Below are 14,513 nucleotides of genomic sequence, written 5' to 3'. Positions count from 1 at the left end.
GCCCGGTTGTCGGGCACCGTATTGCCCCGGGTCTTCGAGACCGCGTCTCCCGGCCTTAGAAGCCGTGTCCCGCGGTGCCGGATCACGCCGTCCCTTGAGCCGGGAACGGCTGGTCCGGAGCCCGGGGGCCGTCCCACTGCCCGTGCTCGCCGATTGCAGTGGATCCTAAGTCCGGGCCCCCGGGCGCCTGTCCGCAGACCAACGAATGTGCGCCGAGTCACGCGCCGCTGCGAGGCGATGGCTGTCAGAGGTGCGATGCCAGACCCGTGAAGAGGCAGGCGGTTGTGCCGGAGCCATGGCAGGCGAGGAGGTCTTCCGTCCAAGAGCTCAGGCACCCCGCGGAGACATGGTCACTCAGGATCGAGTTCCGCATGCCGCCTTCCTGGTTCTCCCGGGGTGAGGGCCGGCTCCGGGATCCTGTGCTCGCCGGTCAGCCTCCGGCTTCCGGTGATCCACAGGCAGATGGCGGCCATGGGAACGAGAGACAGCAGCATGGGGGTGATCGAGCCCAGGCCCGCCCTGTCGTCGAGAACGGCGCCGAGTACCAGGAAGAGAACCATGTTGTTCCCCGCGTGAGCCAAACTCGCGACCCAGACGCTGCCGCTGCGCACGTACAGCCACATGAGGATGATCTCCTGGAGCTGGAAGACCAGGGTCCACACCGCCAGGCCGATCACCACATTCGAGAATTCGACGTAGCCGATGAAGGCCAGCGGAAAGTGCCACACCGCCCAGATCAAGCCCGTCGCAATGATGGACGGCGTGGTGCGACCCCCGAAGAGACGCGGCCTGAGATAGCTGGTCCAGCCGAATTCCTCGCCCGCGTAGACAGGTGTGAGGATCAGAGCCACCGCCATGAGCCCGAGCACCGTTGCCAATTCCTTGACTCCGGGGATTCCACCCGGGCCTGACAGGTCCGGGTGCCACAGACCCGACACCGCCGCGAGAGCGAGGGTGGCCGCCGCGAGCAGCGGCGGACCGAGAAGCGCGACGGCGTAGTAGCGCCGAGCAGCCTTGAGGCGGAGTCCGAGCCCGGCGTCGGCAAACCCCTCGTTGGTGATCCAGCGACGGACGGCCACCGCGGCGATGCCGGGCATGCAGAAGCCGGGGAGCTGGAGGAGAGGGTTCAGCGGGGACAGATCGAGAGCTGTCCGCGCGAACAGTAACCACAGCCAGGTCCCGGCGAACGAAATAATGAGGAAGGCCGTCACTCCTTTACGGCTGACGGGATTGTGGCTGACGACATCGGATCGGTGGCTGACGGGATTCGGTCGGTGTGTGGGCATGAGCTCATCCGCCTTCTTGGATTCCTGGTCCCTGCGTCGGGAATCCCCACCGTCGCACCGGCCGTACGGGATGGGATCGCTACCAGGAACGAATGCCTGTCCCCCCTTTTCGGGATGGCTGTGTCGGGCTGGCGCAGCTCTTTTAAGGGAGGTGGCGCGACAGGGGTGCGGAGCAAATCCGCGCCGTGCCCTGGGGCTTGCCGCACCCCAATGCGGGGGTCCGTCCTACCGATGTGGCGCCGAGGCTCTGGCAGGATCATCGGAGAAGCGGCCGATCGGCCCGCGCAAGCCAGTCATGACCAGGGGGAATCATGCATCGCCAGCGTCTCGCCGCCACAGTCCTGCTCGCCGCGACGATCATCGGGGCGTGCGCCCCGGTGGCGGCGGCCGGCCACCGTGATCCGGTGCAGCGGCAGTTGGATCTCCTCGTCGACCGGGACGGGGTGCCGGGCGCTCTCGCGTACGACGGCAGGGTCACGCGTACCGCCGGCGTCGCGGACGTGGAGTCGGGCCGTCCGATGGTCGGCGCGCAGGGCCGGTTCCGGCTGGCCAGCAACACCAAGGCCTTCACCGCGGCAGCCGTGATGCGCCTGGTGGCGGACGGGCGGATACGCCTCGACGACCGCGCGAGCCGCTACGTCCCACAGCTCGCCGGACGGCCCATCACCGTACGGCAGTTGCTCAAGCAGACCAGCGGGCTGCCGGAGTACGCGGCCCTGGTCGACTGGAACCGGCCCGGCACGCCCGAGGACTACCTGGACCTCGCGCTCAAGGAGAAGCCCGCCTTCGAGCCCGGCACCGACTGGGGCTACTCCAACACCAACTACCTGGTGCTCGGCATGGTGATCGACAAGGTCTCGGGCGTCGGCTTCCGCACCTACATCGAGCGCACGGTTCTGCGTCCCCTGCACCTGGACGACACCTACTGGCCCGCGCCCGGCGAGCTGTCCCTGCGCGGACCCCACGCCCGCAACTACGGCGTCCACCCGGCACACCCGGAGGGCGGCCGGGTGGACCTGACCGAGCTCCCCGGGTACGAGTTCGGGGCATCCGGCGGCCTCGTCTCCACTCCCGGGGACCTCAACGCCTTCTGGGACGGACTGCTCGGCGGACGGATCCTGCCCGGTTGGGCGGTGCGCCTGATGACCCGGGACACCACCGACGTCGGCGGCCGTGACGTCTACCCGGCGGGCAGTCGTTACGGCTACGGCATCGCCTCGATCCCGCTCAGCTGCGGCGGCGTCTACTGGGGCCACGGCGGCGATCTGCCCGGCAACTCCGTGGGCGGCGGCCGGGCGACGGCCGGCCGCGGCACCGTAACCGTGTACACCACCACCTGGGCGGCCGAGGGCGAACGGCTGCGCCATCTCCAGGGGGCGGTGGACGCGGCCCTGTGCGGCAAGGGCCGATAGACCGATAGGGGCCATCGCTGGACCGGGCAGGAACCGCGAGCCCGGCCCGGCCGATCAACAGCGCTTCTCGGGAGGCGTCGCTCCGGTCTCCGGCGGAGGGGCGCCCCTGAGCGGCTTCGGTGGGGCATCCCGGCCGTGGGGCTGTCCGTCGAAGCCCAAGCCGAAGCAAGCCGAAGCAAGCCGAAGTCCAAGCCCATGCCGTGCGGGGTGCGGGGTGCGGGTGGAGAAGTGCACAAGCGGAAGGGCTCGTTCGGGTAGTGCGTTGATCTTGCACTGAGTAGGGTGAACCATCGGATTCCGGGCAGGCGGTCACGTGCTGCCCTCGTGACTCCGCGCTTGACCGCTGGTGCTTGCTCTGCACGAGGCGTCCCTGTGGCCGGGATGATGAGGCCGCTCAGAGCGACGACTCACTCCTCTGCCGCGAAGTGGTTCGCGCATAGGGAAGGGCGATGCGGGTGCTGCCGATGCCGCGGAGGCCAGAAAGTGAGTGCAGACTGATGCAACCGACGTTCGTACTGGTTCACGGAGCTTTCGCGAACTCCTTCTCCTTCGCGCCTCTCCAGGCCGAACTCGGCCTCCTCGGCCACCGTTCGGTCGCCGTCGACCTTCCGGGGCACGGGTTCGCCGCGACGTACTCGCGCGCCTACCAGGCGCCGCAGGACCTCGAAGGGCTCGCCACCGCGCCGGGAGCCATCAAGGGCGTCACGCTCGCCGACAACGTCGCGCACCTCATCGGGATACTGGAGCGGGCCAAGCGGAACGGGCCCGTCATCCTCGTCTCCCACAGCCGCGGCGGTATGACGGCCACCGTCGCAGCCAACCAGCGGCCCGACCTGATCGACCGCATCGTCTATGTCTCCGCCTGGTGCCCCGTCGACCTCGACATCAGCGCCTACTACGCCGAGCCCGAGATGGCCACGATCGACGCCGCAGGGATGGCATCGGCGATGGTCGGGAACCCTGCCGAGCTCGGGCTGCTGCGCTCCAACTTCCGGTCCGCCGATCCCGGCGTCCTCGCGGCCTTCAAGGCGGCCTTCCTCGCCGACGGGACGGACGAGGAGTTCCTGGTCTTCCTCAACACCTTCCAGCCCGACGAGAACCTCGACGTCGGCACACCCGACGACCGGGCGCAGGCCGACACCTGGGGGCGGATCCCCAAGACGTACATCCGGCTGACCGAGGACGCCGGTGTGCCGCTCGCCATGCAGGACCGGATGATCCGCGAGGGCGACGCGCTGACGCCGGAGAACCCCTACGACGTCCGTACGCTCACCAGCAGCCACCTGAAGTGGCTGGTCGACCCGGCACCGGCGGCCCGGGTTCTGGGCGAACTCGCCGCGCTCCTGCCCTGCGCATCGTGATCGGAGCCGGGTGAGGACGGCGGCGGTGGCGGTGCCGAGTGGACGTACCCTCCGGTGCCCGAGTACCACGATCTGACGCGTTGCTCCGATCCGGGCGCACATCGGCAGCGAACTGTCGCGGCGCGGCTCGGAACTCGTTCCATGGGCCGCACCGCTCACCGCAGCCGGTGCACCTCGTACGGCATCCGCCTCACGGCGCGCGATCCGGCACCGCGCCGGCGATGACCGAAGCGATCACCCTGCCGACGGCGTCGGCTTCCGGCGGGGTGCCCTCCCGGCCCGCGAACAGCAGGTGCCCACTTCCGATCAGCGTGAGCGCCAGCGTGTCGACGTCGGCATCCGCCGCGATGCGGCCGGCGTCGCGCTCGGCGGCCAGATAAGACGCGATCATTGCTGTGGCTTCCGTCAGGACGGGGACACCGACCGAGCCGGCCTGACGCAGTCGGGCGCGCAGTCCGTCCCGCGAGGTGATCAGGCCGATGATCGCCAGCGCCACCGACCCGAACACGGTCATCAGCGCCCCGGTGAGGCTCTCTGTGACGGTGCCGGTCCCGGCGGACGCGCGCAAGGCGGCGGACTGGTGGTCGATCCGGCGGATCCGGTCCAGGACGAGTTCGGTCAGAAAGGCGTCGAAGTCGGCGAAGTGCCGGTGCAGAACGCCCTTGGCGCACCCGGCCTCCATCGTCACCGCGCGGCTGGTCAGCGCGTTCGGCCCGTCCCGGAGCAGGATTCGCTCGGCGGCGTCGAACAGCTGCTCCCGCGCATCGCGCAGCGCCACTCCTGTCGGCATCCCGAGCATCCTCTCTGTCTTCGGTACCGGACCCTTCGGGCCGGACCTCATTGACGAGTGGGCATGTGCCCACCATAGTGGGCGCATGCCCACTACGCCCCCGGTGCGACCGGGTGATCCAGCGTACGAGCCCCATCGATTCCGGCAGGCGGCCGAGTCCTTCGGGACGGATGCTCAACGGTACGACCGCGCCCGCCCCCGCTATCCCGACGCTCTGGTGGAACGGATCGTTGCCGGCGGCCCCGGACCCGACCTCCTCGACGTCGGCTGCGGCACCGGCATAGCGAGTCGCCAGTTCCAGGCAGCCGGCTGCCGGGTGCTCGGAGTCGAGCCCGACGAGCGGATGGCCGAGGTCGCGCGCCGGCTCGGAGGGACCGAGGTCGACACAGCGACCTTCGAAGCCTGGGACCCGGCCGGCCGGAAATTCGACGCGGTCGTCGCCGGGCAGGCCTGGCACTGGCTGGACCCCGTGGCAGGGGCCGCCAAGGCCGCGCGGATCCTGAGGCCCGGCGGCCGACTGGCGGCGTTCTGGAATGTGTTCCAACTGCCGCGCGAGGTCGCGGAAGCCTTCGCCGCGGCCTGCCGACAGGCGGCGCCGGACGTTCCGTTCCTGGCTCAGGCGGTGGCTGAGCCGGCCCTCGACGGGTACCAGCCGCTGTTCGTCAAAGCGATCGACGGCATGCGGGCGGCAGACGCGTTCGGCGAACCGGAGCGGTGGCGATTCGACTGGGACTGGACCTACACCCGAGACGCGTGGCTGGACCAGATGCCCACGCAGGGCGCCTTCACCCGGCTCCCGCCGGAGAAGCTGGCACAGGTGCTGGAAGGAGTCGGCACCGCCATCGACGGGCTGGGCGGCAGCTTCACGATGCGCTACACGACGGTGGCGGTCACGGCAACGCGAACCGGCGGCACGCGTCCCGGCAACACACGCCCCGGCATCACACACACCGACAACACACACCCCAGTAGCACCGCCTGACCCGGGGGCACACTTCTCGTCAGGGAGAGCTCAGAACGGGAGTGTCATCGCGCAGCAGTGTCCAGGCAACCATTCCGGACGATCCCGGTCGCCCGGCGATGTCGATCTCGAACCTGCTGGAGGCCTTCTCGCCGCTCTGCTGGACAGCGGAGCCGTCGCAGTCGAATCGCCGCATTTCCTCGCGGTCGTCGTTCTTCACGGTGAAGGTGGCCTCTCCCGTCCCGGCGCAGGAGACCGCAAGTGTGTAGTGCCTCCGTCTCAACTGCGGGATCTGTGTGTGAAGGCCGCCGCTGAGCGATCCGTGGCCGGACGCAACGGACTTGTGCGCGCTTTCCCTTTCTGAACCCACGGCTGCCCGGGCTCGTTTCGCGAGTTGCCGTTCGGAGGCGGTGGGGGAGGAGGAGGCTCGGGGCGGCTCGTCCCGCGAGCGCTGCCCGTCGGCCCCGGAACTCGCCGTGCATCCGGCGGTCAGAGCGGCCGACAGTACGCAGGCGACCCATACGGTGGCACGGGCGTACCGCGGACAGGCCTCTACGGCTGTCCCGGGGCCCGTGAGGATCGACGTTCCGACGGCGGACCCACCGTAGGCCGACACCGGGGTGTGTGGTGCAGCGGGCAGGGATCCACTTCTCATCACAGCGCTCTGTGTGCGGCCTTCCACGGCATCCATCCCCCTCGATCTGTCGCCATCTCAGGCGAACGCAGGACTTCATGGACCGAGAGGGGCCGGTAGGGGGAGTGGTTCCGTTGTTTGAGGAAGTTCAGCGGAAGGCGAATGGGGATACCGGAGCGCCATGCGAGGCAGAGCCCAGGACCGCACGGCCCCTGGAACAGCGGGAGGGCCGGCTGTCTACGGGTGGTACAGGGCCCGGGCGCGTGCGGAATCGAGTGGGCCACCGTCCTCGGGGATGTCCAGGAAGTGCTTCACCTGCCAGGCCTGCGTGCGATCCGCCTGACGGCTGGTGGTCGTCACCCAGGGCGGGTAGACCCGAAAGCCTCGCTTTCCGCCGGCACTGTCGCGCGACATGATGTCCCGCTCACAGAGCACGTCTCTCGGGAAAACGAACTGCCCGAAACGGCCCTCGCTCCGACTGCTGATGATGACGAGGTCGACACCGTCCCGAACGTCGAACGGCCGGATGGGGCCTTCTGTGGACCGCTTCCACACGGTGACGAATTGCCCGACCTTGGTGGGCGTGGTTTTGGCAACCCGGAAGACGGCGGATGCCCCGTCGACGGTGAAGGCGTGTGCCGCGTACTCGGCGCCCTCCGGTTCGGCGGCCGGCGACGAGCAGGCGAAGCCGCAGGTGTCGTAGACCAGCGCCTTCGCGGCGAGCAGGTCTGCGGGGAGGGATTCCGCTCCTGGCCAGGGGGCGGTCGGTGCGGTGGCGTCGGATCCCGAGGAATCACCATGTTTCGTCATCACTCGTCGATTCTGCCACCACCGCTTCATGGAGCCTCCTCGAGGTCCGTGGACGCCGGGGGTGGAGCTGCTGGGGCTCCGTGGCGGGGGTGTCGGGAGTGGTCGTTGCTGCGCTGAGGCGGGCGTGCCGACGCGGATTCTCCGAGGCGGGTGGCCTGGCGGCTCGGAGCCTGGCGAAGATCATTAGCATGCGTACTGCGTCATATGAGTGAGGGGGAGCGGCCGTGAGTGGTGGGACAGCGGACACATCCCCTGCCCGGTCCCGTGAGGTCTTTACCCGGCACTTGCTGGGGTTGGCGGGCCGTACGGAGGCCCGGCCATGACCTAGTCCTGGATCGGGTATGTGAGAAACCCCGAGCTGTTGGCTCGCTTCTACACCTCCGTCCCTCCGCTGGAATCGGTTGCCGTGAGGTCGGTGAACCTCAGCCGGGTCGGGCCAACGGTGACCGTTCGCCTCGACCTTCCCGGCTTCGCGGACAGACCGGATGAGGAGTGGCTGGAGCATCACTGCGATCGAGTCCAGTGCCAGGTGAAGTTTCTGGCGGTCGACCAACTGTCGATGAGATCGTGGAACCCACCCGCCGTGGCTTCGATCGCCCTGCGGCCCTGCCCGTTGCGCCGCCTCCGCGTGCACGTAAAAGGTGAAGGCATCGATCTCGACTTCACCAGTAGCGACTCCCTCCTCGTGGCATGGGTGAGCGCATATGCGTATGACCGTGATGCAACCCCCGGCAGCGAAACGTACTACTACACAAGCCCCTTGGGCAGGAGGAGATACGGTTCGACTCTCCCGGAGACCACGGAGAGGAACTTCTATGTGTAGCGCGCACTGGATGGATCTCATCGATGAATCCGGAGCCTTCAGGGATCTCTTCGAGCAGAGCCTGAAAGTGGGCGACTTCCGGCTCATTTACGTGCACATCGACGAGAGGAACCCGGACGTGACGCTCGGATTCGAACTGGGACGCCTGCCGGACAGGCCCCCGGCGGAGTGGGTGCGGAAGGGCTTCAACGCCAGCCAGTTCCTGTTCCGCTTCGCCCAGGTGACCCGACTCGGCATCGAGAACTGGTGCGGATTCTCCGGGGCCCAGGAACCCCATGTGACCCTGTCGCGCGACCACGCGGGCCTTCTTCAGGTGATGCTCGCTGCCGGCAACGAGACCATGAGCTTCCACGCCACCACTGCCCGGCTTGCTGAGCACCGGGCATTCCTGGCCTCGTCCTCCTGGTAGTTGTATGCCTCAGGGCGGTTCGGCGATGGAGTATCGGACGAACAGCCCTACAGCCCTGTGGAGTGGCCGACCTCGCGTAGGCGCACCTTTTGGGAAGGCGAACGGCGGGAACCCGCCTGAGGAAGACTGCGGCGCTGGATCGCTGCTGCACACGTTGTGAAGGGAGGCCCTGAGCGTGGCCGACAGGGGAGCGCTTCACATCCATTCCGTCGACAAGTCGGGTGAGGCCTGGGCTGTTTGCATCGTGCGATGCGTGGGTGGCGTTGTGCACACCGGCTCGGTATTCGTACTTGAAAGCCAAGGGGCTGCTGAAAGTGAATCGCTCTCCCTGGACTGGATCGATCGGTATGAGGGAGTGCGCGTCGATTTCATCGACCCTCCGCACGCAGCAAGGGTCCGTCTCTCGGGAACCGGGGTGAAGAGGCTCCGTGAAGGCGTGGTCCTCCTCGCTGAGGTTGCATGAACCTTGGGAGCTTCTCTTTGAGGAAGCTCCTCCGGCTCGAACGGTGGAGACCGCCGCCTGCCCTCCTGCGAGCGCTGGATCCATGACAGAGGCATGCGTGTCTGGAATAAGGGGACTTGGCCCGCAATGCTGGACAAGGTGAAGGTGCAGGGGTGTACTTCTTGGCGCGAAGTGGCACGGCTGCCAAGCCATCCAGACGGTCGTTCGGATTTTGACGGTCGGAACTCGTCTTGCCCTGCCGTCCTCCCGATCCTTCCGCTGGCCGCCCGCCACTACGGCTCAAGGCCCAACGATGATGCAGCTCCGCATAGTTGATCGTCGAGTCACGATGAGTCGGGCTCACCGGCCGATGCGGTAGCCGTACGAAGATGATCTTTGTTCGCTCTTTCTGCTGGCTTTGCCTCCTGTAAAACCGCCGACACTACAGTGTAAACGTTTGGCCAATACACCTATAGCGGCGGGGGCGTGCCGACACGTGTCGGATCTGAAAAAGGAAGCCGAGTCCCTGGACAAGGCTTCATCGGCGTTGGGGCGGGTCACGCATCACACGGCGAAGCCGTTGCACACCTTCCGCGAGGCCTCTCACGATCTGTCGGCGTTCGGCGCGTTGGGGTCGCTGATGAGTGCCACGGACGACATCCGGGACGGGATGCACAAGCTGGCGAAGCTGACGCATGCGCTGGAGGAGGAGTGGCACGCGGAGGCCAAGGTGATGCGTGATGTGTCGCGGGCCTTCGACCTCCTCGACGGGCTCATAGCCGCGGCCGCCCGCGACGGCAAGGGCTGAGCGCCGTGGTCGACCTCAATCCGCTGCACTACATCAACAAGGTCAACCACGCCTTCGGGGACGATCTGGCGAGCAAGCTGGAGTTCCTGGGCATCAGCGATCCCGCCGTCGACCCCGACGGGATCCGGGAGGTCGCGAAGAAGTGGCGGCACCTGGCCGACGGGCTGGACGACGCCCGCAAGGACGCCGAACTGGCCCTCAAGGACGTGGTCTGGGAGGGCAAGACCGCCAAGGCGTTCCACCACCGGGCCCGTAAGGCGCGTACGCAGGCGCAGAGCATGTCGCACGCGCTGCGGAAGGGTGCCAAAGCACTCGACGAGTTCGCCGACAAGGCCCATGAACTGCTCTCCGAGATCGGCGTGCTGGTCATGGAGATCATCGAGTTCGAGGTCGCGGGCCTGGCGCTCTCGGTGCTGACGGCGGGTCTGTCCGAGGTGGCGTCCAACCTGGCTGCCGGGGAACGCGCGCTGAAGATCGTCGCGCTGGTCGGGCGGATCGAGGAATCCGGCACCGCGATGGCCGTCGTGGTCCGCACCGTGATGGAGACCCTTCGCGGTCTGGAACGCGCCATGAAGGCGATGAAGGAGATCAAGACCATCGCCGCCGCGTCCAAGATGGCAGGCGAGGGCATGAAATTCACCGCGTTCATCACCGCCCTGGACGATCCCGGCGCGTTCAAGGATCCCGCCAAACTCTCCAAGCTCCTCGCCGAAGGAGCCATTGTCGGCGCCGGTCTCGGCGTCCTGGGCAAGGCACTCGGCAAGGGGCTCAAGGCCCTCAAGCCCAGCGAACTCGCCAAGATCAGCAAGGCCCTCAAGCTCGACGGCACCGGACTGTCCCGGCTCAAGCTCCGCCCGAGCGAGTGGGAGAAGCTGCCCGCCTCGATCCGCGCCCGCTTCAAGAAGTGCGAGCTGGACCCGATCGATGTCGCCACCGGCGACATGCTCCTCCAGCAGACCGATCTCCAGCTCCCGGGCGCGCTGCCGCTCGTGCTGGATCGGACGCACATGTCGTCCTACCGGTGGGGCGGCTGGTTCGGCTCCTCATGGTCCTCCACCCTCGACCAGCGCCTGCAGGCCGACGACGAGGGCATCACCTACACAGCCCCCGACGGCGCCCGCCTGGTCTACCCCCGTCCGGCGGCCGACGCCCAGGAGCCGGTGCACCCGGAGACCGGCTCCCGCATCCCCCTGACCTGGGATGACGAGGTGGACGGCGCCCTGCGCGTCACCGACCCCGACACCGGGCTCGCGTACGTCTTCCACACCCCGTACACCACGGACGACGGTCAGGCCGTCGACCTGCCGCTCCAGCACATCGTGGACCGCAACGGGCAGCGCATCACCGTCCGGTACTCCCAGGACGGCAGGCCGGAGGAGGTCTCCCACACCGGCGGCTACCGCGTCGCCCTGGACCACCACCCCACCCTGCCCCGCATCACCGGCCTGCGCCTTCTCGACCCCGAGAACCCGGAGGCCGCCGGCACCCCGGTGATCTCCTACGGCTACGACGACAACGGCCACCTCACCGACGTCATCAACTCCTCCGGGCTCCCGCTCCGCTTCACCTACGACGACGCGGGCCGGATCACCTCCTGGACCGACCGCAACGACACCTCGTACGCCTATACCTACGACGAGCGCGGCCGGGTCGTCCGCACCGAGGGCAGCGGCGGGTTCCTCAACGGCACGCTCGCCTACGACGACGGCACCCGCACCACCACCGTCACCAACTCCCTCGGCCACGCCAACCGGTACGAACACAACGAGGCCCACCGCCTCGTCCGCCACACCGACCCGCTCGGCCATGTGACGACCCAGGAATGGGACACCGAGCACCGGCTGACCGCCATCACCGACCCGCTCGGGCACACGACGCGCTACGGCTACGACGCCGACGGGCGCGTGGTGTCCGTCGTCCGGCCGGACGGCAGCGAGACCGGAGCCGAATACAACGAGCTGGGTCTGCCCGTCGCCCTCACCGCCCCGGACGGCAGCAGCTGGCGGCAGGAGTTCGACGACCGCGGCAACCGCACGTCGGTCACGGACCCGGGCGGGGCGACGACGCGGTACGGCTGGAACGGCACGGGGCACTTGACGTCGGCGACGGACCCCCTCGGCCACACCACCACCGTCGCCTCCGACAGCGCGGGCCTCCCGCTGACCTTCACCGATCCGCTCAGCGCGGTGAGCAGGTACGAACGCGACTCCTTCGGCCGACCCGTCGCGTTCACCGACGCGGTGGGCAACGTCAGCCGGACGGCGTGGACCACGGAGGGCAAGCTCGCCGCCCGTACCGACCCTCTCGGTGCCGAGCAGTCCTGGGAGTACGACGGCGAAGGCAACGGACTCCGGCACGTCGACGCGATCGGCGGAGTCACCACCTTCGAGCACACCTACTTCGACCAACTCGCGGCCCAGACGGGGCCGGATGGTGTGCGCTACGAGTTCGAATACGACACCGAAGTGCGGCTGGTCGGTGTCACCAACCCGGCAGGTCTGCGCTGGAGCTACCACTACGACCCGGCGGGCCGGCTCGCCTCCGAGACTGACTTCGACGGCCGCACGATCAGCTATGCATACGACGCGGCAGGGCGGCTCGTCTCCCGTACCGATGCGTTGGGCCAGATCATCCGGTACGCGCACGACGTACTGGGCCGGGTCGTCCGCAAGGACGCGAACGGCCAGGTGACGACCTACGCGTACGACGCGGCAGGCAGGCTGCTGGAGGCCGCGGGCGCGGACGCGACGGTCACTTACCAGCGGGACGTGCAGGGGCGCATCACCGCGGAGGTCTGCAACGGCCGGGCCCTGTCCTCCGCCTACGACGCTCTCGGGCGGCGCACGCAGCGCGTGACCCCGATCGGCGCGGTCAGCACCTGGACGTACGACGCGGCAGGCAACTGCACCGCACTGACCACCTCCGGCCAGACCTTCGCGATGGAACACGACGCGGCGGGCCGCGAAACCGCCCGTCGCTTCGGCCAGGACCTCACCCTGTCCCAGGCCTGGGACCCCGCCGGGCGCCTCGCCGTCCAGACGGTGACCGCCCCTTCGACGGGCACGCTCCAGTCCCGCGCCTACACCTACCGCCCCGACAGCAACCTCGTGGGCATCGAGGACCAGCTGACGGGCCCGCAGCGCTTCGACCTCGATCTCGCCGGCCGTGTCACGGCAGTGCAGGCTCAGGGCTGGAGCGAGCGGTACGCCTACGACGACTCGGGCAACCAAACCGAAGCCCACTGGCCGGCCGACCACGCCGAGCCGGAGGCCCAGGGCACCCGCACCTACACCGGCACCCGCATCACCCGCGCGGGCAACGTCCGCTACGAGCACGACGCACTGGGCCGCACGACTCTGCGCCAGAAGACCCGCCTCTCACGCAAGCCGGACACCTGGCGCTACATCTGGGACGCCGAGGACCGCCTGACGGACGTGGTCACTCCCGACGGCACGCGCTGGACCTACTTGTACGACCCGCTCGGCCGACGCATCGCCAAGCAGCGGCTGGACGAGGAGGGGGGTCTCGCGGAGCGGGTCGATTTCACGTGGGACGGCACCACCCTCACGGAGCAGACCACCTCGGCTGTCGACCTTCCGAACCCGGTCACCCTCACCTGGGATCACAACGGACTGCACCCGGTCGCCCAGACGGAACGCATCACCGCGGCGGACGCGCCGCAGCAGGAAATCGACCGGCGCTTCTTCGCGATCGTCACCGACCTCGTCGGGACACCGAGCGAACTCATCGACGAGACGGGCGAGATCGCTTGGCGCACCCGCAGAACGCTGTGGGGGACTACGACGTGGGCGAATGGCGGCTCAGCCTATACGCCGTTGCGCTTTCCGGGGCAGTACTTCGACCCCGAAACGGGGCACCACTACAACTACTTCCGCCACTATGACGCGGAAACCGGGCGCTACCTCACGCCGGACCCAATGGGGTTGGCGCCTGCACCGAATCCAGTGACGTACCCTCACAATCCGCAAACCTGGATTGACCCATTGGGGCTTTACCCGAAGTGTCAGAATGTAATGGGTAAGGTGGGTAAGAATGCGGACGAGAACTTCCTGGCCGGATCGGCTGAAGGGCAGCGGTTGGCAGATGGGCTGCGAAAGGAATCTGCTGAGTCCATTTTCAATGAGAATGGATGGCTTACGCCGCAGGCGCTCGCTGAATCACGGCGCGTGATCCCCGGGAATGATCTTGGGAATCCTGTCGTGCGCGACTTGATGACCTCGGATGGGAGCGCACTTCAGGATTGGGGTAAGTATACGACGAAGACGCATCAGTCACCCTATGGAGATTTCCAAGTGCACTACTACTACAACCCCGAGACGGGGAGGGTGCTGAACTATGATTACAAGGTAATCATGAATAGGCGGCCAATGAATGGGAAGTGATGAAAGTGCGTGCCCGTTTTACTCCTCAGTGGACTGAGTCCGCCAAGATCCTGCAAGGAGTCGACGCACTCAAGGAGGGGCGAGAGTATACGATCCTCGAAGTGTTTGCCGCTTGTGGGAAAAGTGCAGAGTTTCGGATCGAGTTCATCGATGGGGAAGGTCCAGCGTTGTTCGATTGCAGGGTATTCACCGTGACGCGTCCTTCGATCCCATCGACGTGGCGGTATAAGCAGTTCGATGATGGGTCGTTCTCCTTGCGTCCGGAGCCGTGGAGCCGGCCAGGATTCTGGGAATCCTACTTCGATGGTGATCCCAAGGCGCTCAATGACTACGAAGTGGAGAAGCGGAAAATCTTGGCCGATTCCTGATGGGCG

At 67.6% G+C, this 14,513-nt stretch carries 12 protein-coding genes; 8 read left to right on the top strand and 4 right to left on the bottom strand.

The features are described from left to right. Positions 1-350: 350 nt before the first annotated feature. Positions 351-1,286, bottom strand: a complete 936-nt coding sequence (locus AC3EQ1_RS28485) for a CPBP family intramembrane glutamic endopeptidase (RefSeq protein WP_432097201.1) — start codon at positions 1,284-1,286, stop codon at positions 351-353. A gap of 311 nt (positions 1,287-1,597) precedes the next feature. Between AC3EQ1_RS28485 and AC3EQ1_RS28480 the strand changes: the two genes are divergently transcribed. Beyond that, positions 1,598-2,698: a serine hydrolase domain-containing protein gene (locus tag AC3EQ1_RS28480; RefSeq protein WP_432097200.1), complete on the top strand. Its 1,101-nt coding sequence runs from the start codon at positions 1,598-1,600 to the stop codon at positions 2,696-2,698. Positions 2,699-3,195: 497 nt separating this feature from the next. Beyond that, positions 3,196-4,059 (top strand): alpha/beta fold hydrolase, encoded by an 864-nt coding sequence (locus AC3EQ1_RS28475; RefSeq protein WP_432097199.1) that lies wholly within the window; start codon positions 3,196-3,198, stop codon positions 4,057-4,059. A 190-nt stretch (positions 4,060-4,249) separates the two neighbouring features. Here AC3EQ1_RS28475 and AC3EQ1_RS28470 read toward each other — a convergent pair whose 3' ends face one another. Continuing rightward, positions 4,250-4,849 (bottom strand): TetR/AcrR family transcriptional regulator, encoded by a 600-nt coding sequence (locus tag AC3EQ1_RS28470; protein WP_432097198.1) that lies wholly within the window; start codon positions 4,847-4,849, stop codon positions 4,250-4,252. Between the two features lie 85 nt (positions 4,850-4,934). Here AC3EQ1_RS28470 and AC3EQ1_RS28465 point away from each other — a divergent pair, with 85 nt between their 5' ends. After that, on the top strand, positions 4,935-5,831 hold the full coding sequence (locus AC3EQ1_RS28465; protein WP_432097197.1) for a class I SAM-dependent methyltransferase: 897 nt from the start codon (positions 4,935-4,937) through the stop codon (positions 5,829-5,831). 19 nt (positions 5,832-5,850) lie between these two features. Here the strand turns inward: AC3EQ1_RS28465 and AC3EQ1_RS28460 are convergent, their stop codons facing one another. After that, positions 5,851-6,465 carry a DUF6023 family protein gene (locus AC3EQ1_RS28460; protein ID WP_488187180.1) on the bottom strand — a complete coding sequence of 205 codons (615 nt, stop codon included), beginning with the start codon at positions 6,463-6,465 and terminating at the stop codon, positions 5,851-5,853. 216 nt (positions 6,466-6,681) lie between these two features. Continuing rightward, positions 6,682-7,254: a MepB family protein gene (locus AC3EQ1_RS28455; protein WP_432097203.1), complete on the bottom strand. Its 573-nt coding sequence runs from the start codon at positions 7,252-7,254 to the stop codon at positions 6,682-6,684. A gap of 343 nt (positions 7,255-7,597) precedes the next feature. On the opposite strand from AC3EQ1_RS28455, the gene AC3EQ1_RS28450 reads away from it, so the two are divergent. The 5 genes from AC3EQ1_RS28450 (at position 7,598) to AC3EQ1_RS28430 (ending at position 14,507) form a co-directional block, all read left to right on the top strand. Further along, a complete protein-coding gene (locus AC3EQ1_RS28450; RefSeq protein WP_432097195.1) occupies positions 7,598-8,077 on the top strand; it encodes an Imm50 family immunity protein in 480 nt (159 codons plus the stop codon). 10 nt (positions 8,078-8,087) lie between these two features. After that, positions 8,088-8,486: an Imm50 family immunity protein gene (locus AC3EQ1_RS28445; protein WP_432097194.1), complete on the top strand. Its 399-nt coding sequence runs from the start codon at positions 8,088-8,090 to the stop codon at positions 8,484-8,486. 938 nt (positions 8,487-9,424) lie between these two features. Then, entirely contained in the window at positions 9,425-9,736 is a 312-nt protein-coding gene (locus AC3EQ1_RS28440; protein WP_432097193.1) for a hypothetical protein, read from the top strand. Between the two features lie 5 nt (positions 9,737-9,741). Continuing rightward, positions 9,742-14,139 carry a DUF6531 domain-containing protein gene (locus tag AC3EQ1_RS28435; RefSeq protein ID WP_432097192.1) on the top strand — a complete coding sequence of 1,466 codons (4,398 nt, stop codon included), beginning with the start codon at positions 9,742-9,744 and terminating at the stop codon, positions 14,137-14,139. Further along, positions 14,136-14,507 carry a hypothetical protein gene (locus tag AC3EQ1_RS28430; RefSeq protein ID WP_432097191.1) on the top strand — a complete coding sequence of 124 codons (372 nt, stop codon included), beginning with the start codon at positions 14,136-14,138 and terminating at the stop codon, positions 14,505-14,507. The genes AC3EQ1_RS28435 and AC3EQ1_RS28430 overlap by 4 nt, the downstream gene beginning before the upstream one ends. Positions 14,508-14,513: the final 6 nt, after the last annotated feature.

The organism is Streptomyces sp. bgisy100, assembly GCF_057709105.1.
The sequence above is the reverse complement of the archived record's forward strand: the minus strand, read 5'-3'. Positions and strand labels throughout refer to the sequence as shown.